Source organism: Streptomyces lydicamycinicus (assembly GCF_000829715.2).
In the GTDB taxonomy this organism is placed as follows: Bacteria; Actinomycetota; Actinomycetes; order Streptomycetales; family Streptomycetaceae; genus Streptomyces; species Streptomyces lydicamycinicus.
In genome coordinates this window covers 261,250-286,701 of record NZ_BBNO01000003.1, presented here as the reverse complement: position 1 = coordinate 286,701, position 25,452 = coordinate 261,250, and the positions used below count along the sequence as shown (strand labels likewise).

Annotated in this window: 25 protein-coding genes; 15 read left to right on the top strand and 10 right to left on the bottom strand. The window is 71.9% G+C overall.

Features of this window, described 5'->3' with window-relative positions; translation table 11 throughout:
• Window positions 1-36 precede the first annotated feature (36 nt).
• The gene (locus tag TU31_RS10205; protein WP_042152456.1) at window positions 37-1,731 is read right to left on the bottom strand and encodes an enoyl-CoA hydratase-related protein; all 1,695 of its coding nucleotides are present in this window, start codon (window positions 1,729-1,731) and stop codon (window positions 37-39) included.
• A 367-nt stretch (window positions 1,732-2,098) separates the two neighbouring features.
• Here TU31_RS10205 and TU31_RS39095 point away from each other — a divergent pair, with 367 nt between their 5' ends.
• The 7 genes from TU31_RS39095 to TU31_RS10175 all read left to right on the top strand — a co-directional run bounded on the left by TU31_RS39095 (window position 2,099) and on the right by TU31_RS10175 (window position 8,266).
• The gene (locus TU31_RS39095; RefSeq protein ID WP_018091721.1) at window positions 2,099-2,254 is read left to right on the top strand and encodes a hypothetical protein; all 156 of its coding nucleotides are present in this window, start codon (window positions 2,099-2,101) and stop codon (window positions 2,252-2,254) included.
• 128 nt (window positions 2,255-2,382) lie between these two features.
• Window positions 2,383-3,621, top strand: a complete 1,239-nt coding sequence (locus tag TU31_RS10200; RefSeq protein ID WP_042152453.1) for a hypothetical protein — start codon at window positions 2,383-2,385, stop codon at window positions 3,619-3,621.
• Window positions 3,622-3,673: 52 nt separating this feature from the next.
• The gene (locus tag TU31_RS10195) at window positions 3,674-4,189 is read left to right on the top strand and encodes a glycine-rich domain-containing protein (RefSeq protein WP_042152451.1); all 516 of its coding nucleotides are present in this window, start codon (window positions 3,674-3,676) and stop codon (window positions 4,187-4,189) included.
• 35 nt (window positions 4,190-4,224) lie between these two features.
• On the top strand, window positions 4,225-5,535 hold the full coding sequence (locus tag TU31_RS10190; RefSeq protein WP_042152449.1) for an MFS transporter: 1,311 nt from the start codon (window positions 4,225-4,227) through the stop codon (window positions 5,533-5,535).
• A gap of 162 nt (window positions 5,536-5,697) precedes the next feature.
• Window positions 5,698-6,099, top strand: coding sequence for a hypothetical protein (locus tag TU31_RS10185; RefSeq protein WP_158894340.1), 402 nt, complete (start codon window positions 5,698-5,700; stop codon window positions 6,097-6,099).
• A 92-nt stretch (window positions 6,100-6,191) separates the two neighbouring features.
• Window positions 6,192-6,794, top strand: coding sequence for a carbonic anhydrase (locus TU31_RS10180; protein ID WP_042152446.1), 603 nt, complete (start codon window positions 6,192-6,194; stop codon window positions 6,792-6,794).
• A gap of 17 nt (window positions 6,795-6,811) precedes the next feature.
• The gene (locus TU31_RS10175; RefSeq protein ID WP_042152443.1) at window positions 6,812-8,266 is read left to right on the top strand and encodes a SulP family inorganic anion transporter; all 1,455 of its coding nucleotides are present in this window, start codon (window positions 6,812-6,814) and stop codon (window positions 8,264-8,266) included.
• Between the two features lie 148 nt (window positions 8,267-8,414).
• Here the strand turns inward: TU31_RS10175 and TU31_RS10170 are convergent, their stop codons facing one another.
• A complete protein-coding gene (locus TU31_RS10170) occupies window positions 8,415-9,884 on the bottom strand; it encodes an APC family permease (protein ID WP_042152441.1) in 1,470 nt (489 codons plus the stop codon).
• A gap of 200 nt (window positions 9,885-10,084) precedes the next feature.
• On the opposite strand from TU31_RS10170, the gene TU31_RS10165 reads away from it, so the two are divergent.
• Window positions 10,085-10,531, top strand: coding sequence for a nitroreductase family deazaflavin-dependent oxidoreductase (locus tag TU31_RS10165; RefSeq protein ID WP_042152439.1), 447 nt, complete (start codon window positions 10,085-10,087; stop codon window positions 10,529-10,531).
• Between the two features lie 16 nt (window positions 10,532-10,547).
• Here TU31_RS10165 and TU31_RS10160 read toward each other — a convergent pair whose 3' ends face one another.
• The 3 genes from TU31_RS10160 to TU31_RS10150 all read right to left on the bottom strand — a co-directional run bounded on the left by TU31_RS10160 (window position 10,548) and on the right by TU31_RS10150 (window position 13,951).
• Window positions 10,548-12,512, bottom strand: a complete 1,965-nt coding sequence (locus TU31_RS10160) for an ABC transporter permease (protein WP_042152438.1) — start codon at window positions 12,510-12,512, stop codon at window positions 10,548-10,550.
• Between the two features lie 91 nt (window positions 12,513-12,603).
• Window positions 12,604-13,407 (bottom strand): molybdate ABC transporter substrate-binding protein, encoded by an 804-nt coding sequence (modA, locus tag TU31_RS10155; RefSeq protein ID WP_042152435.1) that lies wholly within the window; start codon window positions 13,405-13,407, stop codon window positions 12,604-12,606.
• Between the two features lie 148 nt (window positions 13,408-13,555).
• Window positions 13,556-13,951: a TOBE domain-containing protein gene (locus TU31_RS10150; RefSeq protein ID WP_042152434.1), complete on the bottom strand. Its 396-nt coding sequence runs from the start codon at window positions 13,949-13,951 to the stop codon at window positions 13,556-13,558.
• A gap of 285 nt (window positions 13,952-14,236) precedes the next feature.
• Between TU31_RS10150 and TU31_RS10145 the strand changes: the two genes are divergently transcribed.
• Window positions 14,237-14,656, top strand: coding sequence for a TOBE domain-containing protein (locus TU31_RS10145; RefSeq protein WP_042152431.1), 420 nt, complete (start codon window positions 14,237-14,239; stop codon window positions 14,654-14,656).
• A 36-nt stretch (window positions 14,657-14,692) separates the two neighbouring features.
• Here TU31_RS10145 and TU31_RS38520 read toward each other — a convergent pair whose 3' ends face one another.
• Entirely contained in the window at window positions 14,693-14,839 is a 147-nt protein-coding gene (locus tag TU31_RS38520) for a hypothetical protein (RefSeq protein ID WP_158894337.1), read from the bottom strand.
• A gap of 109 nt (window positions 14,840-14,948) precedes the next feature.
• Between TU31_RS38520 and TU31_RS35845 the strand changes: the two genes are divergently transcribed.
• The gene (locus TU31_RS35845) at window positions 14,949-15,707 is read left to right on the top strand and encodes a PucR family transcriptional regulator (RefSeq protein WP_052718875.1); all 759 of its coding nucleotides are present in this window, start codon (window positions 14,949-14,951) and stop codon (window positions 15,705-15,707) included.
• A gap of 46 nt (window positions 15,708-15,753) precedes the next feature.
• Here the strand turns inward: TU31_RS35845 and TU31_RS10135 are convergent, their stop codons facing one another.
• Together TU31_RS10135 and TU31_RS10130 are read right to left on the bottom strand one after the other, a co-directional pair.
• Complete coding sequence (locus TU31_RS10135; protein ID WP_042152428.1) at window positions 15,754-16,161, bottom strand: TOBE domain-containing protein; 408 nt, start codon at window positions 16,159-16,161, stop codon at window positions 15,754-15,756.
• A 9-nt stretch (window positions 16,162-16,170) separates the two neighbouring features.
• The gene (locus tag TU31_RS10130) at window positions 16,171-16,818 is read right to left on the bottom strand and encodes a hypothetical protein (RefSeq protein WP_078885676.1); all 648 of its coding nucleotides are present in this window, start codon (window positions 16,816-16,818) and stop codon (window positions 16,171-16,173) included.
• A gap of 541 nt (window positions 16,819-17,359) precedes the next feature.
• Between TU31_RS10130 and TU31_RS10125 the strand changes: the two genes are divergently transcribed.
• From TU31_RS10125 to TU31_RS10105, 5 genes are all read left to right on the top strand, one after another.
• Window positions 17,360-17,545: a hypothetical protein gene (locus TU31_RS10125; RefSeq protein WP_042152426.1), complete on the top strand. Its 186-nt coding sequence runs from the start codon at window positions 17,360-17,362 to the stop codon at window positions 17,543-17,545.
• 118 nt (window positions 17,546-17,663) lie between these two features.
• Window positions 17,664-18,263: a hypothetical protein gene (locus tag TU31_RS10120; protein WP_245698482.1), complete on the top strand. Its 600-nt coding sequence runs from the start codon at window positions 17,664-17,666 to the stop codon at window positions 18,261-18,263.
• Entirely contained in the window at window positions 18,260-19,246 is a 987-nt protein-coding gene (locus TU31_RS10115; protein ID WP_042152420.1) for a DUF6895 family protein, read from the top strand. The genes TU31_RS10120 and TU31_RS10115 overlap by 4 nt, the downstream gene beginning before the upstream one ends.
• Window positions 19,243-20,166 carry a DUF6895 family protein gene (locus TU31_RS10110; RefSeq protein WP_042152416.1) on the top strand — a complete coding sequence of 308 codons (924 nt, stop codon included), beginning with the start codon at window positions 19,243-19,245 and terminating at the stop codon, window positions 20,164-20,166. Before TU31_RS10115 ends, TU31_RS10110 begins: the two co-directional genes overlap by 4 nt.
• A complete protein-coding gene (locus TU31_RS10105; protein WP_042152414.1) occupies window positions 20,163-21,203 on the top strand; it encodes a serine hydrolase domain-containing protein in 1,041 nt (346 codons plus the stop codon). The genes TU31_RS10110 and TU31_RS10105 overlap by 4 nt, the downstream gene beginning before the upstream one ends.
• Window positions 21,204-21,220: 17 nt before the next feature.
• Here the strand turns inward: TU31_RS10105 and TU31_RS10100 are convergent, their stop codons facing one another.
• Window positions 21,221-23,254, bottom strand: coding sequence for an ATP-binding protein (locus tag TU31_RS10100; protein WP_042152410.1), 2,034 nt, complete (start codon window positions 23,252-23,254; stop codon window positions 21,221-21,223).
• Between the two features lie 98 nt (window positions 23,255-23,352).
• Entirely contained in the window at window positions 23,353-25,179 is a 1,827-nt protein-coding gene (locus TU31_RS10095) for an alkyl/aryl-sulfatase (protein WP_042152407.1), read from the bottom strand.
• Window positions 25,180-25,452: the final 273 nt, after the last annotated feature.

Genomic DNA, 25,452 nt, shown 5'->3' with positions numbered 1-25,452 from the left:
TCATCCCTGGCGGGCGCACGACGCCGGCTACGGCACTCAAGCCTTCAGGTGCGCGGGGGTCGCCGCCGCGGGTTCCTTGCGGACGAAGGCCCGGCGCAGGGCGTGGTACGGCTGGTCCGGGTCGAAGAAGATGCGGTGCATCTGCGCCAGTTCGAGCTCGCGATAGGCGGCGAGGGGCCGGTGGGCCTCGTCGCGTTCCCGGTCGGCCTTCTTCGCGGCGATACGGGCCTGCGTCGACGGCGCCGAGGCCAGCCGGGCGGCGAGCACCGCGGTCTGTGCGGCGAAGTCCTGCGCGGGGCAGTCGAGGATCCGGTCCACCAGGCCGAGCCGCGCCCCGGTGGCGGCGGTGATCGGCAGGGCGCGTGCGGTGAGCTGCCCGGCCACCTCGGAACCCGCCCGGCGGGGGAGGGTATAGGTCCAGTATTCGGAGCCGTAGAGCCCCATCAGCCGGTAGTGGGGGTTGAGTACCACGGCCGCGCGGCACCACACCTCGTCGGCGGCGAGGGCCAGCATCGCCCCGCCGGCCGCGGCATTGCCGCCGAGCGCGGCGACCACCAGCCGGTCGGTGGTGGTCAGGACGGCGTGCACCAGATCGTCCATGGCGTTGATATTGGCCCAGGACTCCTCGGCGGGGTCGACGGCGGCCTCGATGACGTGCAGATGGATGCCGTTGGAGAAGAAGTCCCGGCGGCCACCGAGGACCAGCACGGAGGTCGGCCGGGCGCAGGCGTGGCGGTAGGCGGCGAGCAGCCGCCGGCAGTGGTCGGTGCTCATCGCACCGCCGGGGAAGGAGAACTCCAGGAAGCCGGCCGGACCGTCCTCGCGGTAGCGGATGTCGCTCCAGATCCGGGGGCCGTCACCGGGGTCGAGCGGGGCGGGGACCTCGGGGAGCGGCGGGAGGCGGTCGCCCAGCGCCAGGGTGGCGGGCAGTTTGAGGGTGCCGGGCTCCCCCGGCGTGCGGGGCGGCCGCAGTTCCGGAATCCATACCGCGCCGTCGGCCGTCGCCCGGCAGATCGCGCCACCTCGGGTGGCGAGCAGCTCGCCCGGCGGGCCGGTCAGGGTGTGCTCCGGGTGGCCGCCGTGCAAATGCCAGATGTCGCCGAGCAGTTCGTCCCGTACGCCGGGCTGGGAGTCGGCGGCGCGCAGCTTGCGTACGACGGTGTCGGTGGAGTCGGAGCGCCAGTCGATCCGGCGCAGGTCCTGGCGGAACGGGGGCCGGGGACGGCCGTATTTCGCGGCGTCGGACAGCTCGGCCTGTGGTTGCGGGCGGTGGGTGCCGGACGCCACACGGGCGACGGCCGTCAGGACGGCCTCGACCGCGGCATCGGCGATCTCGTTGCGGTAGAGGTCGCTCTTGCCCACGTCGGGGACGGGGCAGTGCGCCGCGGCCCAGATGTCGCCGCCGTCCATCTCGTCGTTGGCCTGGAGCACCGTGACGCCCCACCGGTCCGCGCCCAGATGCACCGCCCAGTCCAGGGAGGAGGGGCCCCGGTCGCCTACCGGCCCGGGGTGCACGATCAGACAGGTATGGGCGGACCACACCTCCCGGGGGATGGCCGTCTTGAGCATCGGTGCCACGATCAGATCCGGCGCATGGCGCCGTACGACCTCGGGAAGCGGTGTGTCCCGTGTCACCAGCTCCACGCTCACCTGGTGTCCGTGGTCACCGAGTTCGGCGTACACGCGCTGCGTCAGACTGTTGAACGCGCCGGCGATGAGCAGAATGCGCACAGCAGACTCCCCTGGAGCTGGGACCGATGGGCGGATGGCTGGATCGTCCCGCACCGGTGGCCGCCGGGCTCCGGAGCCGCGCTACGGGTCACCCGATCGACGGCCGCCGTGCGGCGCAATGCGGCGCCCGAACCGCCGGGGCACCGGCACGGGGCCGCCGTCAACTGATGGAGCGTCAAGGAGCTCCGTTAGCGATCATCTCGTCAGGATCCCGCCAAAGTTGGCGCACCGGCCACACAACCGCACCCCAGAACATTGCCTTTAATTGACATCTGCTTGGTCATACTTTTACTTTCATTGCGCGGCATCAGCGCAGGTCAGCGCCGTGTGCCCCGTCCGTCTTCCGCACTCTCTCTCGGAGGTTCCCATGGAGCAGCTCATCAAGAAGATGGCTCAGGACAACGTCTGGCAGAACTGGCTCGCCGCCAACTCCGCACAGCAGGCGGCGAAGAACGGCTGCATCAGCGCCGCCCCGAAGGCGGGCTGCATCAGCGCCACGCCCAAGGCCGGCTGTATCTCCTGACCCTCGCGCCACCCAGAAGCCCGGGAGCGGGCCGGTGGCGGTGAGCATCCCTGCCGCCGCCCGCTCCCGGGCCTCGCGCCCTGAATTCCCCGTGTGGCACCGCTTCCCGAGCAACGACGAGGATTTCCATGGATGGTCAGCCGACCGCCGAGGTCATCGAGCAGATCCGCGACATACCGATCTACCGTGAGTCGCTGGCGAAGGGCTACTTCCCCATACTCGACAAGCCGGAGATCGCGCGCGGCTTTCCCGACAACTGGATGACGCCCCGGCTGGCCGCGGCGCTGGAGTCCGGCGAGGCGGAGTTCGTCCTCTCCACCGGCACCCACCACGCCCGGATGCAGATCATCCGGCCCCCGTATTTCCTGCTGCGCTCCTACTACCAGCTCTGGAGCGAACACCCCGACATCGCCGAGACCTGGGAAGCCGGCTGCCGACGGGTGTCCCTGACCACGGTGCTGGCGACGGAACATGTGGCCCGGGTCAATGCCGCCCGGCGCGGTACCACGCCGGAGCCGGTCCCCGCCCTCGATGACCGCCGGCTCGACGAGCGGACCTGCTACGTCAACCTGCGGCTGGACCCGGCCCTGTGGGAGCGGGACGAGGTGGTGCGGATGCTCGCGGAGATCCGGGCCGCCCGGCAGGCACACCCGCGCGGCTGGTACCACCTCGACTGCTCCGGCTATCACCTGGCGCATCTGGTGCGAAAGGTCGGAGAATGGGGGCTGTGGGACGATTTCCCGCCGCCCGCGAGCATCATCCACGCCTACGAATACACCCCGGAGAACGTCCGGCGCTTTCTGCACCAGCACTTCGACTGCCCCGTCATCGACCTCTTCGGCAGCACCGAGCTCGGATACCTCTACTACAGCGACCGCCGTGGCACCTACTGGCCACATCTCGACAAGATGAGTGTCGAGCTCCAGCCGGTCGCCGCCGGAAGCACCATCTACCAGCTCATCGTGTCGAGCGTGCGCAATCCCTATATGCCGCTGATCCGCTACCGCTCGGGCGACTGCGTACGAACCCTGGACGGTTCGCCCGATGCCGGAAAGATCGCCCAATTCTGCGGCCGGGAAAAGGAATTGCTCAGCACTCCGCACGGCCCGGTCGCCCAGGGCGACCTCGACCGGTGCATCGCGGAGACCTCCCCGGACATCTTCGGGTACCAGTTGCGGCTGACCGGCGATGCCGAGGCACAGCTGATGTACACGACATTCCACGGCGCGCCCGTCGAACTCCCACAGGCCTCGGCGCTGGAACAGGGCATCGGTGAACTGACCGGGCGGCGCTGCCGGCTCGCCCACCGTACGCACCTCCCCATCGGGAAGTCAGGGAAGTACGCCTGGCTCACGACCGGCAGCTGACCCACCGGACGTCCGCGTTCCCGGACGACCGCGCCACTCGGACAGGAGAAGCATGACCAGCCAGCCGCGGATATCCGCCGATGACCTGAAGGAACTGCTCGGTGCGGCGCTGCACGCCGAAGTGGTGACGTATTTCGACGAGAAGACCGCCGCGCCACGGGAGTTCGTGGAGCGCCAGGTCACCGAGTGTCTGCGCTACCTCTACCTCGTCTCCCGGCACCACGACCGGCTCGGCGGTCTCTTCCTGCCGGTCGAGCAGGACATCGACGAGATCTGGCACTACCTCATCCTTCAGACCCGCGAATACCGGGCGCTGTGTGAGGAACGACTGCCGGGGCAGTTCTTCATCGAGCACCGCAGCATCGCCTACGAGGACTACCAGCAGGAGCCGGGCCGCGAGCAGGCCCTCGAAGAGGCCCTGCGCTGGATTCCGCTGTACTGCCAGGAGTTCGGCCCGTTCGACGAGGGGGCACTGCCGCACTGGACGATCGTGCGCTTCCTCCACGAGCAGATGGGCCTGTCGCTCGCGGCCATCGCGGCGCTGGAACCCATGGCGGCGACCACCTGAGGGCGCTCCCGCACCCACGGGAACCGAAAGGAATCATGAGGGACCGGAACGACGTCACAGCCGGCCACGAGGTACCCGAACAGCGGCGGATTCTGTCCGTCCTGGTGTTCTCGCAGATCCTCAGCGGCGCGGGCCTCGCCGCCGGCATCACCGTCGGGGCGCTGCTCGCCGAGGAGATGCTCGGCTCGACCGGACTGGCCGGCGTGCCCAGTGCGCTGTTCACCGCCGGGGCGGCGCTGGGCGCCCTCGGCATCGGCCAGATCTGCCGGCGATACGGCCGCCGCCCCGGGCTGGCGCTCGGATACGCCGTCGGAGCGCTCGGCAGCCTCGGGGTCGTCGTGGCGGCCGCCCTCGGCAGTGCCCTGCTGCTGTTCGCGTCCCTGCTGGTCTATGGGGCGGGCACCGCAACGAATCTGATGGCACGTTACGCCGGGGCGGATCTGGCCTCGCCCGAGCGGCGAGGCCGGGCGGTGAGCACCGTGCTGTTCGCCACCACGCTCGGCGCGGTGGTCGGCCCCAACCTGGTGACCTGGACGGGAGAGGTGGCGCACTCCTGGGGCATCCCCCGTCTCGCCGGGCCGTTCCTGCTGGCCGTCGCCGCGTTCGGGTCGGCGGCGGTGGCCCTGGCCGCTCTGCTGCGCCCCGATCCGCTGCGTCTGGCCGAGAAGCTGGCGGCGACTCGGGCCACGGAGACCGGCGAGCGCACCGCCGAGGACACCGGCGACCAGCCCGACGCCCCTCCGCGACGGCGCGAGGTGGTCATCGGCACCACGGTCATGATCCTCACTCAGCTCGTGATGATCGCGGTCATGACGATGACACCGGTCCATATGCAGGCGCACGGCCATGACACCCAGGCGGCCGGGCTGGTCATCGCCCTGCACGTCGGGGCGATGTTCCTGCCGTCCCCGCTCACCGGGCTGCTGGTCGACCGCGTCGGCCGGCTGTGGATCGCCGGTGCCTCCGGTCTGACGCTGGCGGCCGCCGGGATCCTGGCCGCCGTGGCCCCGCCGCACTCCGTGCCCGCGCTCGCCACGGCACTCGTACTGCTCGGCCTCGGCTGGAACTTCGGGCTGGTCAGCGGCACCGCCATCGTCACCGACGCGCTGCCGCCCGCCCGGCGCGCATCGGCCCAGGGCCTGGTGGATGTCGGTATCGCTCTCGCGGGCGCGGCCGGGGGCATGTCCTCGGGGCTGGTCGTCGTCCTGGGCGGCTATCCGACGCTGGCTCTGGCGGGTGCGGTGCTCGCGCTGGCGGTCGTACCCATGGTCGCCTGGGCGGTCCGCCGGCCCTCGCACACCGAACCCGCTCCGGCAACTTCCCCCGCGGAGCCGGAACCTGAATGAACGCCCGTTCGTCACACAGATGTGCCCGAATCGAAATTGGGGACATCTTGAAACTTGGCGTCATTTCTCGTTATCACGCCGGAAACCTTGATGCTGCACTGTAGGGGCAGGGTGGACCGTGTGAACGAGCCACGGGGGGCAACGATGCGGAAGGACACCTGCATGCAGGGCACACCGGCGCTGCGTCGGTTCCGCACGCCGTTGCTCGCCGTCCTGGTGATCCTGACCTTCCTGCTGGGCAGCGCGGCGGATCCCGACATGGACCGGGCCACGTTCTCCGGCCCGCACGCCGAGAAGTCCGCGAGCGCCCTGCCGGCCGTCAAGCCGAGCTTCGACAGCACCGAGGAAAAGTCCAAGCGCGCGGCCGAGCGCGGCCAGCCCCGGCGCACCGTCCGGACCGCCGCCGGCGTCCCGCACCACACCGGCCGTCCGCTGCCACCGCTCAGCGGCATCGCGGCGCCGCACACCCTCCCGGCATCGGGCCACCCCAAGGCCGGCAGCACCACCAAGGCCGCATCCAGACCGGTCGAAATCCCGCTTCTCCACTGCGTCTTCCGCTGCTGAGGGCGCCGTGGTGGCCTGCCCCACCAGCCGCGCCTCGTACCTTCCCGCCACCACCCCCACAGTGGCACCACTCATCAGCAGGAGACCTCCTCGTGGAGACCTTCATCCAGCATGCCCGGGGCCTGATGGCCCGTATCGCCGAGGGCCGCGACGAACAAGAGACTTACGGCCGCCTCGCAGCCGGTCAGTCGCCCCTCGCCCTGTTCATCACCTGCTCCGACTCCCGGGTCGTACCGTCCCTGATCACCGGAGCACGGCCCGGTGAACTCTTCGAGCTCCGGACCGCCGGCAACGCCGTTCCCGTATACCAGGACGACATGGCGGCCTGCGCGGAGGCCGCGACCATCGAGTACGCGATGCGCGTGCTCCGCGTGGCCGACATCGTGGTCTGCGGCCACTCGCACTGCGGCGCGGTCGGTGCCAAGGCCCGCGGCGAGGACCTGACCGGCGCTCCGGCCGTACGGGACTGGCTGGCGCAGGCGCTGTCCGACGAACTGCCCAGCGACGAGGAACCGACAGTCGCCGCCGCGGTCCAGCAGCATGTACGCCAGCAGGTCAACCGGCTGCGCGACTACCCCTGTGTACAGGAGCGGCTGGCTGCCGGAGAGGTGAATCTGCACGGCTGGTTCTACGAAGTGCACACCGGCATGGTGGCGGCGCACCACCCGGCGTCCGACCTGTTCCTCCCCCTCTGATGGCGGGGCCGGATCTCATGAAGCGATTCACCTCCTTCCGGGCGGACTTCACCGCCTCCCTCGTCGTCTTTCTCGTGGCCGTCCCGCTGTGTGTCGGGGTGGCGGTCGCCTCCGGTGTCCCGGCCGAACTGGGCCTGGTCACCGGTGTCGTCGGCGGCCTGCTCACCGGTCTGCTGCCCGGCAGCAGCCTCCAGGTCAGCGGGCCCGCCGCCGGTCTGACGGTGCTGGTCTTCGAAGCCGTCAAGGAGTACGGCCTCGGCACGCTCGGTGCGCTGGTACTGGCCGCCGGTCTGCTTCAACTGGTCATGGGTGCACTGAAGTTGGGGCGCTGGTTCCGGGCGATCTCGGTCGCCGTGGTCCAGGGCATGCTGGCCGGTATCGGCCTGGTCCTGATCGCCGGGCAGCTCTACGCCCTCACGGACGCCAAGGCACCGGGCAGCGGGCTCGCCAACATCGGCGGGTTCCCCGGCCTGGTCACCTCCACCGCGGGGTCGCAGGACGCGCTGGCCGCGCTCGCCATCGGCGCCGGCACCATCGCCGTCCTGGTGCTGTGGCCGCGCTGGCGGCCGGCCGCACGGGTCCTCCCCGCGCCGCTGGCCGCGGTGGCGCTCGCCACCACCGCGGTGTGGGCGCTGGACATGCCCGTCGCCCGGGTCCAGGTCAGCGGGCTGCTGGACGCGATTCAGCCGCCCGGCCTCAACGACCTCGGCCGGCTCGGCAGCGTCGGTGTGCTGGGTACGGTCCTCGCCTTCGCGCTGATCGCGTCCGCCGAGTCCCTCTTCAGCGCCGCCGCGGTCGACCGGCTGCACGACGGGCCGAAGACCGACTACGACAAGGAGCTGATGGCCCAGGGTGCGGGCAACGCCGTCTGCGGTGTCCTGGGTGCCCTGCCGATGACCGCCGTCATCGTCCGTAGCGCCGCCAATGTGCAGGCGGGCGCGAAAACCAAGGCGTCACGGGTGCTGCACGGTGTCTGGCTGCTGGTGTTCGCCGCGGCGTTCCCGGCCGCGCTGGGTGTCGTTCCGGTGGCCGCGCTGGCGGGTGTCCTGGTGCACGCGGGCTGCAAGCTCATCCCGGTGCGTGCAATGGGGCCGCTGTGGCGCGAGCACCGCGGCGAGGCCGTGGTGCTCCTGGTCACCGCGATCGCGATCGTGACGGTCAATATGTTCGAGGGCGTGCTCATCGGTCTGCTGATGGCCGTCGCGAAGACGGCCTGGGAGACCTCCCATGTCCACCTGGAGATCGACGTGCCGGACGACACCGCGGAGCCGGTGCTGGTGCGGGCCGTCGGCAACGCCACCTTCCTGCGGCTGCCGAAGATCCTCGACCAGTTGGAGACGCTGCCCGCGGACCGGGACGTGGAGCTCGACCTGAGCGGGCTGCGCCATCTCGACCACGCCTGTGGCTCCGCGCTCACGAACTGGGCCGAGCAGCACCGTCGGAGCGCCCGTGAGGTGGAACTGGTGTCCTGACCACCGGTCTGCCCGTGCCGCCGGCTGGCGGGCGGGCAGCCCTGACCCCGTGCGCCGGCCACCGGTCCGGCTGTTCCCGTACCCGCCGATGAGGCGTCCCGGGGCAGCCGCCGGTGGCCGGCGCCGTGCCGCCACCGACGGCCGGGGCTCAGCCGCGTTCCGCGTCCACCGTCGTCAGCCGTGCGTATGTCCGCGGTGCGCGGTGGCGCAGGCGCAGTGCCACGGCGGCCCCGAGGGCGAAGGCGAGCGGCAGTGGCGCGAGCAGTGCGAGGTTGACACCCGTCGATGCCCCGGTCAGCAGGCCGAAGTTGCGGCAGACCAGCACGAGGAGGACGGCCAGACCGGCGCAGGCCGTCAGCGGTGCGGCCACCACCCGCCGGGCGGGCAGCCCCCGGCGGTCGCGCCGGAAGAAGCGGTGGACGGCGAGGGCGGCGAGCGCCTGGAGCAGCATGATGCCGACGATGCCGGTGCCGTTGCTCCACAGGAAGGTGACGGCGTACGGGTCCCGGCCGGAGATGCTCGTGGCGAGCACCACGGCGAGGGCGATGCCCGACTGGAGGGCGACGGCGGTGACCGGGGACCGGTGCCGGGCGGTGACGGTGCCGAGGCGGTGCGGCAGCAGGCGTTCCCGGCCGAGGGCGTAGAAGTAGCGGGTGGCGCCGTTGTGAAAGGCCAGGGTAGCGGCGAAGGCGCTGGTGATGATGAGGAGGTGCATGGCGTCGGCGGCCCAGGCCCCGGCGAACCGTGCGGTGGCGGCGAAGACCATTCCGTTGCCGGCGGGGCCCTGCGCGACCGTCTGCGCGCGGTCCGCCCCATAGGCGTTGAGCACCGTCCAGACCGTGAAGGTGTAGAAGAGCGCGAGAAAGCCGACGGCGATGTAGGTCGCGCGCGGCACCGAGCGCTCCGGCCGCCGCACCTCCTCCGCGTAGACCGCGGTGGCCTCGAAGCCGATGAACGCGCCGACCGAGAGCACGAACATACCGCCGGCGCCCGCGGTGCCGAGGTGCGCCGGGGAGAGCGCGCCGAACTGCGGGCCCTCCGGCCCGCCCCCGTGCGCGTACACCGCGGTCTCGAACACCAGCAGGATCAGCACTTCGAGGGCGAGCGCGAGGGCGAGCACCTTGGCGCTGAGGGCTACTTTGAGACACCCGAGGACACCGATCGCGACGATCCCGGCCGTCGCCCAGGCCCCCCAGGGCACATGAACACCGGTGAGGTTCCGGAAGCCGGACTCGGTGAACCAGCCGAAGACCGCCAGCAGCCCGACTTCGATGGCGTTGTACGAGAGCACGGCCACATACGCCGAGCCGGCCCCCGTCACCCGGCCGAGTCCGCGCCCGATGCAGGCGTAGAACGCACCGGCGTTGCGGACGTGACGGCTCATCGCGGTGAAGCCCGCGGCGAAGACGATCATCAGCAGCCCGGAGAGGAGATAGCCGAGCGGTGCCGCCTGGCCGGCCATCCCGATCGCCACCGGCGCCGCGCCGGCCGTCACGGTCAGCGGGGCAGCCGCGGCCACCACGAAGAACACCAGGTCACCGGCGCCGACGGCATTCCGTCCGAGGGTGTGTGCGGTGTCCGGCGCGGGGGTGTCGGCGGTGGCCGGCGGGGTGCTCATGCGCGAGAACGTAGGCGTGGCGCGGCTCATACGGTAGACCGCGCGGGAGGCACACCAGGGGCTCGCACGGACACGACGGTGGAGCCCGGAATATTGCACCCGCCCCGGTTGTTGAGGGATTGTCAGGGCCGTGCCGGGCGGCGCCGACGCCCCCCGGACACCGGCGATGTCACGTTGTCTACGGAGATGGGACGGACCGCATGCCTCTTCAGGGTGAGTACGAGCCGAGCCCGGCGCAGTGGGTACGCGATCAGGTCGAGCAGTACGAGACCTCCGGCGGTCGGGAAGGCACGACGATGCGCGGGATGCCGGTTGTCATCCTGACCACCCGGGGCGCCAAAAGCGGCAAGATCCGCAAGAGCCCGCTGATGCGGGTGGAGCATGACGGGGCGTATGCGGCGGTGGCCTCCATGGGCGGTGCGCCCCGGCCCCCCGTCTGGTACCACAACCTCGTGGCCGATCCGCGGGTGGAGCTCCAGGACGGCCCGGTGCGCCAGGACATGACGGCCCGTGAGGTCACCGGGGCGGAGAAGGCGCTGTGGTGGGGGCGGGCCGTCGAGGCCTTCCCCGATTACGACGACTACCAGAAGAAGACGGAGCGGCAGATCCCGGTCTTCGTGCTGGAACCGGCGGCTACGGCACACTGACCTGCCGCCTGCATGCTCAGAGGGTCACCAGGGAGACCTCGGTGGCCTTGACGCTGGCCCATACGGACACACCGTCGGCCAGGCCGAGTTCCAGTGCCGCCGAGGGGGTGATCTCGGCCACCAGGTCGGGCGCCTCGGTCGAGGTGATCAGGACCCGCAGCCGGCTGCCCGCTGAGGTGAGTTCGCGGACGGTGCCCGGCCAGACGTTGCGGGGGCTGCCCGTGGGCCGGTCGAGGTGTACGGACACGGCCTCGGGGGCGATGATCGCCAGCGCTCGGGCACCGTCGGGGAGCGGGTCGGCGATGACCAGCCGGCCGCCGTCGGTGAGGGCGAGGGCGTCGCCGGTGACGGTGCCCGGCCAGGCGTTACGGCCGAGCATCCGGGCGACCCAGGGCGAGCGCGGGTGCCGGGTGACCTCGGCGGGCGGGGCGTCCTGGAGGGCTCGCCCGCCGTCGAGGACGAGGACCCGGTCGGCGAGGGAGACCGCTTCGACCGGGTCATGGGTGACGATCAGACAGACTCCGCCGAACTCCGCGAGATGGCTGCGCAGGGTGTGCCGGACCCGGGCACGGGTGGTCTGGTCGAGCGCCGCGAGCGGCTCATCGAGCAGCAGCAGACGGGGTCGGGCGGCCAACGCCCGTGCCAGGGCGACGCGTTGGGCCTGACCTCCGGAGAGCTGAGCGGGCTTGCGGTGCGCGAGGTGGCCGACGCCGAGCCGGTCGAGCCACTGCTGTGCCGTGCGGCGGGCCTCACCGCGCGGGGTGCCGTGCGCGCGCAGCCCGTAAGCAGTGTTGTGCAGGGCGTTCAGATGCGGAAAGAGCGCACCGTCCTGGGGGACCCAGGCGACGCCGCGGCGGTGCGGGGGCAGCGCGGTGACGTCCGTGTCGCCGAGGCGGAGCGCGGCGCGGGCGCGCGGGGTGAGGCCGAGCAGGGCGCGCAGCAGAGTGGTCTTGCCGGCGCCGTTGGGGCCGACGACGGCGATGGTGGTCCCCGGGTCGGCGTCGAGGGTCAGCCGGTTGAAGCCGGTGACCTCGGCGTGCAGCGGCCAGCGCTCCCGGTGCGCCGCGGACGGTGGGCCGGGCTCCTCGGCGGCCGGGCGCGGGGGCGGGGCCCCGGTGTCGGCGGCGGGTACCCGGCGAGCCGCGCGGTCGGTGCCGGTGGCGCCGGTCCAGCGGCCGCGCAGACAGACCAGCACGGCCATGGCGATGACCAGCAGCAGCAACGAGACCGAGGTGGCGGCTTCCGGGGAGTCCTGGAGCAGCAGATAGACCTGGAGCGGCAGGGTCTGGGTGGTGCCGGGCAGATTCCCGGCGAAGGTGATCGTCGCGCCGAATTCGCCGAGCGCACGGGCCCAGGTCAGCGCGGCGCCGGCGACGAGGCCGGGGGCGACCATGGGGAGGGTGACGGTGCAGAAGACCCGTACGGGGGAGGCGCCCAGGGAGGCCGCGGTCTCCTCGTAACTCGGGCGGAGTCCGGCGAGCGTGCCCTCCAGGCTGATGACGAGGAACGGCATCGCGACGAAGGTGGCCGCGACCACCGCGCCGGAGGTGTGGAACGGCAGCACGATGCCGAAGGTGTCCTCCAGCCAGGGACCGAGCAGGCCACGGCGGCCGAAGCCGAGAAGCAGCGCGACACCGCCGACGGTCGGCGGCAGCACCATCGGCAGCAGCACCAGCGAGCGGACCAGCGCCTTGCCGCGGAAGCTGACCCGTGCCAGCAGCCAGGCCAGCGGAACGCCCAGCAGCAGCGCGAGCCCGAGCGCCCAGAAGGACACCAGCAGCGACAGCCGGAGCGCTTCGAGGACACCCGGACTGGTGAGGTGGGTGCCGAGGTCGCTCCAGTTGGTGCGGGCAAGGATGCCGAGGAGCGGCAGCAGCAGAAAGGCGACGGCGACCAGCGCGGGCACGGCCAGCACGACCGGGGTGCGGGCACCGGGCGCGCGAAACCTGCCTGCCGGAGGCGGGGTGAGGGTGCGTCTCATCGGGGTTCCTCGGCTCGGGGCGGGTGCGGTGGCGCGCGCCCGGGGCTGTCCGCTCCCCCGAGCTGGACAGTCCCGTGCGCGCCCGGCCGGATTACGGCTTCTGGAAACCCGCCCGCTGAAGGATCTGCTGCGCCTCGGGCGTGCTCAGCCACTTCACGAACGCGGCGGCGGCAGCGGCGTGCTGGGACGCCTTCAGGGTCGCGGCCGGGTAGGCGGCGACAGCGTTCTGCGCGTCGGGGATGCCGACGGCATCGACCTTCTTCGGTGCGGTGGCGGCGTCCGTCTTGTAGACGAGCCCGGCGTCGGCCTCACCGAGCTCGACCTTGCTGAGCACCGCCCGCACATTGGGCTCCTGGGAGACCGGCTTGATGTGCAGCTTCTGCGCGTCCAGGACCTGCTGGCTGTAGCGGCCGACCGGCACCTGGGAGGCGGCGAGTACGACCTTCAGCTTGCTGTTGGCGAGGTCCCTGAGGTTTCCGATCTTCTTGGGGTTGCCCTCACCGGTGACAATGACCAGGCGGTTCCTGGCGATGACGGTGGGCTTGCCGACGTCCACCTTGATCCCGTCCATGGTCTTGGTGTCGGCGGTGACCACGGCGTCGGCGGGGGCCCCCTCCCGGACCTGGGCGGCCAGCTCCTGGGACCCGGCGAACGAGAAGTTCACCTTGGTGCCGGCGTGTTCCTTCTCGTACACCGCACCGGCCTTCTTGAAGACATCGGTCAGCGAGGACGCGGCGAGCACGGTGAGCTCCGCCTTGGGGACGGCGCTGCCGGACTTCTCGGCGTCCTTGTCCTTCGTGCCGTCGTCGTGGCCACCGCAGGCGGTGAGGGGAAAGAGCAGGGCGGCGGTGACGAGCCCGGCGGTGGCGCGGCGCGCGGTGAAGAGCTGGGACATGAGGCGGGACTCCTTGGGACCCAGGACGACGGGGGTCGTCCTAGCGGATGGGAAAAGCCGCGCCGTGGACGGGCGACGCCGCTGAGATGAGGCAGCCGGCCGGTGGGGGACGGTGGTCGCGGATCGGCTGTGGTGCTACCGCGGTGTGTCAGGTGCGGTCGATGTGCACGCTGGTGGACTTCACGCGGGCGGTGGCCTGCATGCCGACCTCCAGGCCCAGTTCCTCCACCGCTTCCCGGGTCAGCAGGGAGACCAGCCGGTGCGGACCGGCCTGGATCTCGACCTGGGCGGCGACATCGCCGAGGGTGACGGCGGTGACGATGCCCGGGAAGGCATTGCGCGCGGAGGTGTACGAGGCGTCGTCCTCACCCGTGCCGTTCTGCGCCACCTCGATGGAGAAGGCGGCCAGATCACGGCCGTCGATGAGACGGCGGCCGCCGTCGTCGCGATGGGTCGCGACCTTGCCGGCGTCCGCCCAGCGGCGCGCGGTGTCGGGGCTGACGCCCAGCAGCCGCGCCGCCTGGCCGATCGTATAGGACTGCATGTGCGCCAAGGTAGGCAACATTGGCTCGCATCTGCAACCAATAGGGCGCAGCTCTGTAGCAAATACCAGTCACCTTAGAGGAAAGAACGAGGACCGGCAGCCGGGCCCGGCCCCCCGTTGGGGGCTCACTTGCTCCGTTCCGGCCGACGCCCACGGACACCCGTCCGGCGCCGCAAGGCATCCCGGCGGCCACGCGAACCGTGACTACAGTGCGGACCAGAGCGGGAGTTACGCCCGCGTCTCCCCCACTACGTTCACATTCCCACTCCCCGGTGAGGCATGGCCATGAGCCTGAGCATCCGTAACCAGATTCCCGGCACCGTCGCCTCCGTCACCCCCGGCGAGGTCATGGCGGCCGTCAGGGTCCGGCTGGCCGGCGGCCAGGAGATCACCGCCGCCATCACCCGGGAGGCGGTGCGGGAGCTGGGCATCGAGGCGGGTTCCGCGGTGCGCACGCTGATCAAGTCCACCGAGGTCGCGCTCGCCACCGGCGCGGTCGAGGGCCTCAGCATCCGCAACCAGATCCCCGGCACCGTCACCGAGGTGGCCACCGGCGGCGCGATGGCGGGCGTCAAGGTGGCCGTCGCGGGCGGCGAGCTGACCGCGGCCATCACCAGGGACGCGGCCGAGGACCTCGGCCTGGCCGCCGGCTCCGAGGTCATCGCACTGATCAAGTCGACCGAGATCGCACTCGCCGCCTCCTGAGCCCGGCACCTATGGACGCCCTGCGGTGACGGGGGATCAGGAGCTGTCCACCAGCTCACCGGAGGACAGCTCGGGCACCGGACAGCGGGAGCGGTCCTCGCGCCGCCGGGCGTCGAAGGCGGGGCCCGGCGCGGCCTGCCGGAAACACCTCGTCCCCCACCCCGGCTCCGGGTGGTCACCCAAGCAGGACTATGACCTTGATCGTCTGGCATTTACCATGTGGGAACTCGCTTTCCCCTGGTGAATGTGAGGTGCCGGGACCGCGCCCGGCAGCCGCCCAAGGAGCCCGCACATGCACGTCCACGACCTCCTCCAGCTCGACTCGTTCGGGGCGCTCGCCGCGGCACACCCGGCCGATGGCGCGGCGCTCGATGCCGCGCTGCGCGCCTGGAGGCTGCCCGTCTCCGGTCCGTACCGGGTCGTGGTGGCCACGACGGTCGACGAGGAGAGCGACCGGGCGGCGAATGCGCTGGCGGAGGCGCTACGGCACTCCCCCGGTGAGCCGGGTGCGACCGGGCGGCTCCCGAACGGTGAGGCAGTCGCCATCGTCCCGGCGGAGCCCGACACCGAGCCGCGGCTGTCGCTCGCCGAGCTGTGGCCGGCGCTGTATGCCCGCCGGCCGCAGATACCGCTGCACGCCGGGGTCAGCGGCCCGGTGCGCAGCCCGGAGCGCCTCAACTCCGCGTTGGGACAAGCACGTTACGCGCTGGCGGCGGCGCGCGCGCAGGCCCCGGAGAAGGCCCGGGTGACCGCTGTCGAGGAACTCAGCACCCTGGGTGCCCTGCTCGCCGGAGTTCCGGAGGAGGTCCGTACGGCCTTCAGGAGCCGGGTGCTGGGGCCGCTGGCGCGCGACGGCTCGCACCGGATGCTGCTGGAGACGCTGGAGGTCTTCCTCGCGCATCACGGGTCCTGGGCGCGGACGGCCGCGGCGCTCCAGCTGCATGTGAACTCGGTGCACTACCGCATCCAGCGCATCGAGGTGCTCACCGGCCGCGACCTGTCCCGGCTGGAGCACAAACTCGATCTACAAGCGGCGCTGCTCTGCCGCTGAGCGCCGCGCGGTGGGCCGGGCGCCCGTCGGCGCACGGATGGACGGCTCAGCGCCGGTTGTCCGTCAGGTCGATATGCACATGGGTGGACTTCACCCGGGCGGTGGCCGTCGCCCCGACCTCGATCCCCAGATCCTCGACCGCCTCCCGGCTGACCACGGACACCACCCGGTGCGGTCCGGACTGGATCTCGACCTGGGCGATCACATCGTCGAGGGTCACCCGGGTGACGATCCCCGCGAACGCGTTCCGCACGGAGGTCAGCACCTCGCCGGGCACCGCGTGCAGGCCCGCGGCTCGCTCCTTGGCGAACGCCGCCAGGCTCACCCCGTCGAGCACCCGGTTTCCGACACCGTCCCGTTCCATCCGCAGCTGACCGCCATCGGCCCAGCGCCGGACCGTCTCCGAACTCACACCCAGCAGCCCCGCTGCCTGACCAATGCTGTACGTGGGCACCCCCGCACTCTAGGGCAGCGGCCGGGACGACCCCTCAGTGCCCGCGCGACGGTTGACCGGACGCAGGGGCGTCCTTGTCGCGACATCCACCTGGCCGCTGGGGGCGGAGCGGCGGCGCCGGTAATAGTGCACCGTCAGGATGCCGAGCAGCGGGCCCCAGGCGGTGAGCGGCAAGTAGGCGATCCAGAAGGCGACGACCTGCCAGCCGTGGGCGGCCATCCCTTCGGGTTCGCCGGTGATCTTCAGGCCGAGGGCGGACATGACCATGGCGTAGGGGAAGACCAGCAACGCCACCGAGCCGAGGCCGGCGGGGAGGGCGGCTGCCAGGACCGGCACGGGGCGCCCGTGCAGGACGGGGACCCAGCGCGGCCACACCTCGCCCCACCGGGCGACCAGCCCGACCGCCAGGAACGCCAGTGCCTCGCTGAACACGCTGAGCCCGATGAGGTACCACCACTCGCCGTCGAACGGCTCCGGGCCGGCCGGGGCCGTCGCGTCGTGGTCCAGCAGCGGTGCGTTGAGGTTGATTGCCGCGATGCGCCAGACGCAGGAGGGCAGTGCGAGCAGGGTGATGGCGTAGGCGGTCCGCTCTGCCCAGCGGGGCACGCCCGGCACCGTCCGGCCGTGCAGCGTGGTGAGGATGGTGCGAGCGGGCATGGGGAATCTCCTCGTCCTCGCGCGGGTCGGCGCGGAGTGCGTGTGCTTGCTCCGATCCGGGAGCGGTCAGTGCCTGTGCTCTCCCACGGTCGCTGCCGCCCGTGGCCCGGGACATCCCTCGCAGGACGGGGCCGGGTCACCCGTGCGGAGGAAGGCGGCCTGCATCAGACGCAGGGGGGTGCGAGGGGGAGGCGGCCGCCGTCCGGCAGTCGGAGAGCGACGGGCCCGATTCCGTCGCCCGGGGGCCCGCCCCGGCGCCGCCCTCGGGGGGCCGTCCGTGTCGCGTGCGGACATCCGAACAGAGCAGTCCGATCCGCCATCAGCGGGTCTTCCTCACTCTTGGCGCAAGCGCGCCATACCCCCGGCTGCCGAGCCCGATGAGTCGCTATCTGCTGTGCGGATCAAGGGAGTTGGTGCGCGCGCGGCTCGCTGAACACCCATCACACCAACCCGAAAGATTACGATTTGCACCATTTCTCCCCTTGCGCCCGAATTATGTCGATGTGAATCTGGTATCCCATTCGTCGAAGGAGTTGATCGCATGGTTACGGATCGCACAGCGCCGGTCGAGACGGCCGCCCTGGCCGCCGAGGTCGAGGGACTGCTTGAACCCGCCGAGGCCGACGGTGTTTTCCGCGATACCCGCGAGTGTGGAGGTGCGCTGCTGCTGGCCGCGCTGCTCCTGATCTCGCCCCCCACCCCCCGGCCCAAGACTGACATTCGCTAAGGCTGAGGGGAAAGCGTTGGCTGAACAGACGCAGGGAGCAGTCCCGCTGAGCGCTGTGATTGCCGATGCCGCAACCGGGGTCGCCCTCGCCCTGCGGGGTGAGGGCGACCCTTATGCGTTGTCCGGCATTCTTCGGCAGAGCGATGCGCTGACTCCGGCCGCCATCCGGGTGCTCGGCGCCGACGCGCTCGCGCCGTACGCAATGGACCAGCTCGGCGCGCCCATCGGCGCGGACGACGAAGCGGTGGTCCGGCAGGCGCTGGCGGCCTATCCGCCGGGAGCGGATGCCTCGGAGGTCTCGGTGTGGAGCTACCGGGGCCTGGTCGAGGCCTCGCACGCGTTTCTCCCCGGAGGCGCACAGCACTGGCCGTCGCCGCCCGAGGCCGCCGCCGGCTGGGTCGACCACGATCCTTGGCCCAAGCTTTCGCACCGGGTGTCCCAAGTGGCCGCGCTCGCACTGCCCGGGCTGGCGCCCGGTCTCACCGAGCAGCTGGCCACCCGCACCGACGATCTGGCCCGCGGCTTCGTCCGGGCGGTCCGCCGCCGGGACTGGCTTCAGGCGGCCGGCCTGGGCCGCTGGCTGGCACGGCTGCCCGAGGCGCCACAGAGCCTGGGGCTCGACAGCGGGCTGGCGTTCGTCCGCCAGATGGGTGGCGGTGACCCCCGGGTGGCGCTGCATGTCGCGGCCGCCCAGCGTTTCTACGGACGGGGTTGGTGACCGGGGACCGGGGCGGCGACCCCGGGCTGTTGGACCGGATGGTCCGCGACAGCCTGGGGTGGCTGGACGAGGCACGCCCGTTCTTCCGCCTGCCCTCGAACGTGACCACGGACGCCGATCCCAATCTGACCCTCAAACCCCTGGGTGAGCTGGCCGAACTCACTCAGCTGATCGGAGTACTGCACCCGCGGGACGACATCCGGCAGACGGCCCGCGGTCTCTTCGCGTTCGCCTGGAACGAGACCCGCGACGGTGAGCTGTTCGCCGAGCTGATCCGCGGTGAGCCGTTCGCCACCTATCCGGTGGAGCTCTACGGCGTCTTCGCCCAGGCCGGGCTGCGCCATGCCGAGGCCGATGCGCTGACGCGGACCACGACGCGGCTGCGCGGCTGGCGGGTGGCCCGCGAGGACCACACCCGCACGCTCGGTGTGCTCAACGCGGAGCGGCGGATCGGGCTGCGCCAGCACGCCGACTTCGGCGCCGTGCTCGCCCTGACCGGCCTCGGCCGGCTCCCGGAGCCCTGGGCGCTGGACCGCAAGGCGGCGTACGGCATCACCCATGACGTCTTCCACCTCACCGACTGGGGGCGCAACCGGCAGCGGCTGGCCCCCGAACTCGCCGACTACCTGCGGCTGTGGGTCCCCTCCTGGATGGAGAACTGGCTGGAGGAGCAACTGTGGGACCTGGTCGGTGAGTTGCTGGCCGTGACGGCCTGTCTGCCCGCGGCTCCCTACGATGCGGAGGCCTGGCAGCGGCTGGCCGGCGCACAGGCGGCCGACGGCAGTGTGCCCGAGCTGGGTGCCGCACCGTCCACGGGCGACCGGGCCGAGGCGTTCACGGCCTGCTACCACTCCACCCTGGTGACCGCGTTCGCCGCCACCCTCGCGCGTATCGCCTCCGACGAGGCCGAGGCCGGTCCCCCGGCCGGGAACGCGGCGACGGCGGGCGGGCGGACCCCCTGCGAAAGCGAGACTGCCCCGTGACCGTGACGGCCGCATCCCCCGCCCTGCTGCACCGCGTCGGCGACCGGGCCCTGACCTGGCTCGACGACCACCGTGAGCACTTCCGGCTGACCCCTGAGGACTTCGCCAACAACGGTGCGGTCGTCGAGCGGCTCAAGCCCATCGGGGAGCTGGCACTCAATATGCACGTGCTGTTCCGCGAGGGCGTGGCCGGTTCACGGCAGAAGGAGCGGGCCGGGAAGCTGCTGGACTTCACCTGGCGGGAGCTGCTGGACGGCGGCAACGTACTGGCCCGGCTCCAGCACGACGAGCCGCTCTCCCCGGTGCCCCTGGAGGTCTACGCCACCTTCCACGAACTGGGCCACCGTCATCCGGGGCTGGAGTCCGCGCTGGAGGTGTGCCGGCGCACCAGCACCTGGACGGCGCTGGAGATGATGCCCAACCGGCGGCTCGGCGTGCTCAACGCGGAACGCAAGCTCGGCCTGCCGCCCAGCAGCGACTTCGACCAGGCGGTGGCGCGCACCTGGCTGGGACAGCTGCCGGAGCCGTGGACGGTGCAGCTGCACATCGCCTACGACCTCACCCACACCGTCTTCCACCTCACCAACTGGGGCGAGGCCCCCGAGCAGATCCCGCCGGCCATCGCCGACTATCTGATGCGGTATCTGCCCGCCTGGATGGAGGACTGGGCGGACCTCGAACACTGGGATCTGCTCGGCGAACTCCTGGTCGTCGACGCCTGTCTGCCGCGGCCGACCCTGGACGCGGAGCTGTGGGAGCGCTACGCCGCCGCGCAGTCCGCCACCGGCGCGATGCCCATCCAGCGCCGGATGCCGCAGGGCGACGCGGCGCGGGTCTTCGACCTGGTCCACCACCCCACCCTGGTCGCCGCGTTCGCCTCCGCGATGGCCACGTCCCGGGCCCTGTCCGCCGTCGGATGAGCCCCGAGCGCCCCGGAGCCGGGCTCGCCGACCGTCTCGCGGACGCGGTCTCCCTGATCGACGCCCCGGACATCGTGGTGGCCGTGACCCGGCGCGGCCGGCGGACCGTGATGACCGGCGGTTCGGCCATGGCACCGCCCACCCCCCGGCATGCCCTGCGCTACGAGCTGGGGTCGCTGTCCAAGACCTTCACCGTGCTGCTGCTGGCCGATCTGGCCCGGTCCGGTGTGCTGTCCCTGGACGATCCGCTCGCCGCGCATCTGCCGGAGCTGCCGCTGCCGCATCCGAACTCCCGCCGGATCACCCTGCGGCATCTGGCCACCCACACCTCGGGACTGCCCCGGATCCCCGCCGATCTGATCGCCGGGGCGCTGGTGCACCCGTACGCCAACGGCTATGCCCGCTACGACACGGAGCGGCTGCTGCGCACCTTCGCCCGGACCCGGCCGCGGCACCGGCCGGGCACCCGCTGGCGTTACTCCAACTTCGGGCTGGCACTGCTCGGCCCGGCCATGTCCCGTGCCGCGGGCGCCGGCTACGCCACCCTGCTCACCGACCGGGTGCTGAAACCGCTCGACCTCAAGGACACGGCCCTGGGCCCCGGCACCACCGGAACCGACGCCATCGGCCACCGGACGAACGGGGTGACGCCGGTGCGCAGCGCCGACATGGGGGCCTTCATCGCCGCCGGCTCGGTCCGTGCCACCCCCGGCGATCTGCTCAGCTACCTCGAAGCGCACCTCTCCCCCGAGGACACACCGCTGGCCGGGCCGCTGCGCGACGTGCAGGTGCCGCTGCTGCGCCGCGGCCTGCGCAAGCGCGACACCCATACCCTGACGTGGTACCAGCATCCGGCCGCCCGCGGCCCGCTGCTCTTCCATGTCGGGGCGACCTTCGGCCAGCAGGCGTTCCTCGGCTACCACCCGGCGACGCAGACCGGCCTGGTCGCGCTGGCCACCCGCCGCGGCCGCACCTGCCACATGATCAGCACCGCCTACGAGCTGCTGTACGCGCTGGCCGCCGACCCCGCGCCCTGAACGGGGAACGCCACCGGTCAGAGGTCGCCCGCCAGAATCCGGGCGAGCGAGGTCCCGGGGCGTTCCTCGCTGGCCCGGTGGAAGAGCTCCGCGTACGCCGCGTCGCCGATCGCCGCGCGGGCCCGCTGCTCGCACTCCTCGCGTACCGCGCGCAGTTCCGGGGTGCCGCGCTGCGGATGCCCGACGGTGCGCCAGATGGCCTGGCCGCTTCCGTAGACGCGGGCGGCCGCGGCACCGTCGCCCTGGGCGGCGACCGCGGCCGCGAGCAGATCCAGACCGAGCGCGATCCCGAATTTGTCACCGATGCCCTGCTTGGCCGAGAGCATCGCGCGGGCGTGCTCCGCCGATTCCTCGGGGCGGCCCTGGAGCAGCGAGATCAGCGAGAGCTGGTAGTCGGTGTAGGAGCGGGTCCAGTATTCGCCGCGCTCCACACAGCCGCGGCGCAGTGCGGTCGCCTCGGCACGGGCCCGGGACAGCTCACCCAGTCCGGTGAGCGCGAAGATCTGTACGAGCTGGCAGCGCAACCGCCCGGGAGAGTCGAACGGGTCGTAGGGCGGCGGGCCCAGCACCTGTTCCGCGACGGTGTGCGCGGACATCGGGCGGCCGGCGATCAGATGGGTGAGGCCGATGAGGTAGCCGGCCGCCAGTACCGCCTCCGCGTCGTCGAACGCCCGCGCCGCGCGGGCGCACTCCAGGCCCAGGGCGTCGGCCAGCGCCAGATCGCCCTGGAGCAGTACGGCGACGCCGAGCGCCCACAGCGCCCGGGTGCGGGCCGGGCTCGGCTCCGGCTGGGCGGCGAGGGACCGGGCCACGTATTCGCGGGCCTCGTGCAGATGGCCGCAGCAGCTCCAGAAGAGGCCGATCGAGGCGCTGAGCTGCTGGGCGCGTTCCGGGTCGGTGACCAGGAGGTGGTCCAGTGCGGTGCACAGGTCGACATGGGCGTCGGCGACCCGGCGGTACCAGCTGACCTGTTCGGGGCCCAGCCAGCCCAGTTCGGCGCGGCGGCCGAAGTCGGCGAAGTGCGCGGCGTGCCGGTCGGCGAGGGCGGTCACCTCGTCCAGTTCGGCCAGCCACATCCGGCCGTACTCGCGCAGGGTGTCGAGCATGCGGAAGCGGGTGCCCTCGCGGGTGAGCACCGACTTGGCGGCCAGGGCGGCCAGGGTGCTGCGTACTTCTGGTCCGGTGAGCGGTCCCCCGGCGCACACGGCGCTGGCGGACTCCTCGTCGAAGGTCCCGCGGAAGACGGACAGCCGGGCCCACAGCAGCCGTTCCAGCGGTGCGCACAGCTCATGGCTCCAGCCGATGGCGCAGCGCAGGGTCCGGTGCCGCGGCAGCCGTACCGGGCCGTCGGCGGGGTCGAGGGTGTCGAAGCGGGAGGTGAGCCGCTCGGCGATGCTCTCGACGGAGCTGTGCGCCAGCTGGGCACCGGCCAGCTCCAGGGCCAGCGGGATGCCTTCGAGGCGGCGGCAGATGACGGCGGCGGCCTGGGCATGCAGCGGGGTGGTGAGCCGCAGTCCGGGGGCCGCGGTGCCGGCCCGTTGGGTGAACAGGGCCAGCGCGTCGTTGTCGCCGGTGCACGGCAGCGGGCCGATCTCGGTGGTCCACTCGCCGACGATGTCCAGCGGCTGTCTGCTGGTGACCAGCACGGTCACGGCGGGGGCCGCGGTCAGCAGATCCCCGAGGAGGTCGCGGCAGGCGTCGACGAGGTGTTCGCAGGAGTCCAGCACCAGCAGCAGCCGCTTGTCGGCGAGCCATTCGCACAGCGCGGCCACCGGGGTCCGCGCCGTGTGGTCGGCCAGCCCGACGGCATCGCAGACGCTGGCCACCAGCAGCCCGTCCCCCTGCAAGGGCCACAGATCGGCCCAGCAGACGCCGTCGGGAAACCGGGCCGCCGCCGCACGGGCGGCCCGCATCGCGATCCGGGTCTTGCCCACACCACCGGCCCCGGTCAGCGTGATCAGCCGGTGCTCCGTCAACTCGTCATCGATCCGCCGCAGTTCGGCCTGCCGGCCGACGAAGCTGGTCGACTCCTCGGGAATGTTGCTCGCCACCGGCCCAGTTTGCCCCAGCCGCGGCGTCCTGCGGTCCGGTGGTGGCAGCGGGCCGGGGCGCGAGGTTGACGGCGGCCGGCCGGACGGCGGCTTCTCCGTCAGGGCGTGACGACGGGAAAGGTGGGATGCGGCGTGCTGAGCAGGCCCAGGAACTGGTGCAGTGCCCCCGTCTCACCGTTTTGCGCGGCCTCTCCCGGTCCCTTTCCGGTGAGCAGGCCGAGCAGCTGGGGTTTGGTGAGGGTGAGGGTGAGGTCCGGGGTGCGTTCCTCGGACGGGGTGGGGACACCGGGTGTACTGACGTAGGTGAGGGCCCCGTGGGAGAGCGTCAGCTGCCAGGTGCGGTCCTCGTCGGGGAGGTAGAGGTCGAGGGCGAGGGCGCTGGACCAGGCACGGGGGCCGTCGATACGGATGGCGAGCGAGTCGATGAGGTGGTCTACGGGCAGGGCCACCGCGAGGTCGGGGTGGACGGTGTCCGGTGCGGCCTCGGCGAGGCTGCCGCGCAGTTCCATGGCGCCGGTGAGGTAGAAGTTGCGCCAGGTGCCGTTCTCGCAGCCGTAGCCCAGCCGTTCGTAGACGAGGGCCAGTTCGCGGCGGGCGCGGAGGTTCTTCGGGGCGGCGAAGACGGCATGGTTGAGGAGGGTGGCGGCGAACCGCAGATCGCCGTCGGCGGCGTAGCGCTTGCCCGCGTCCACCGTCGCCTCGACGCCGCCCATGGTGTCCACGTAGCGCCGGGCCTGTTCGGCCGGCGGATGCTCCCACAGATGGGCGGGGTTGCCGTCGAACCAGCCCAGGTAACGCTGGTAGACCGCTTTGACGTTGTCGCTGAGCGAGCCGTAGTAGCCGTGGTGGGCCCAGACCTGCTCCAGGCCCGGCGGCAGCCGCAGCTCCTCGGCGATCTCGGCGCCGGAGAGCCCCTCGTTGAGCAGCCGGACCGTCTGGTCGTGCAGATAGGCGTACAGATCACGCTGGTCGGCCAGCAGGGTCTTGACGCGGTCCTTGCCCCAGGTCGGCCAGTGGTGGGAGGCGAAGGCGACCTCGGTCTCGTCGCCGAAGAGGGCGAGCGCCTCGCCCAGGTGGTGGGACCAGGCCCGGGCGTCGCGGACGGCACCGCCGCGCAGGGTCAGGAGGCTGTGCATGGTGTGGGTGACGTTCTCGGCCAGGCAGAGGGCTTTGTGCACCGGGAAGCAGAAGTTCATCTCCGCGGGTGCCTCGGTGCCCGGGGTGAGCTGGAAGACGAGGCGGATGCCGTCGACGATCTCCTCCTGGCCGGTGCGGGTGATGTCGACGGTCGGCGGAATGAGGGTGGTGGTGCCGGTGGAGCGGGCGGCGCCCAGGCCGCAGCCGATCTGGCCGTCCGGCCCCTTGGGGAGCTCCGAGCCGTACATGTAGACGTCGCGCCGGGTCATCGCGGTGCGGGCGTAGACGCCCTCGCTGACCGCGTGCTCCAGGAAGCCGGCCGGTGCGAGCACCGGCACGGGGTGATGGCCGGGCGGCAGCACACCGCGGCCGCCGCCGAAGTGCGCGCGGTGCGAGTGGGTGTAGATCAGGCCGGTGACGGGCCGGTCGCCGCGGTATTTGCGGTAGAGCTCCAGGGCCGCGGCGGCGGTCTCGGTGGAGAGCAGCGGGTCGATGACGATGACGCCGTGGTCACCTTCGACCAGCGTCATATGGGAGAGGTCCAGACCACGCGCCTGGTAGATACCGTCGGTGACCTCGTACAGGCCCTGCCGGCTCACCAGCCGGCCCTGCCGCCACAGGCCCTCGTGCGCGGTGTCGGGGCAGTTTCCGGCCAGGAAGGCATAGGCCTCGGCGTCCCAGATCACCCGGCCGTCGTCCGCGGTGACCTGCGGCGGATCGAGCGCGGCGATGAAGCCACGGTCGGCGTCGGCGAAGTCTTCGTGGTCATCCACGGGTACAGCGGTCACGGGGCGCTACCTCTCCGGGGCGGCGGGCCACAGTCGGAAGACCCATGTCACTGATTTAACCCAATGTGCCGGGTTGTCGCATGCGTGCGGGCATCCGCCGGGACCGCCCCGCGGGTACCCCACTGACACCTCACAGCCGGCGCGGCCCCGACGGCACCGAAGCGGCCGGACTTCACACTCCGCCGCCCGTTCGTCCGCGGTCCGCGCGCCGTCACCGTCCGCTCCGCCCAACGGCGTTACGGGCAGGGCGCGAGAGGGCACAACAACGCAGGC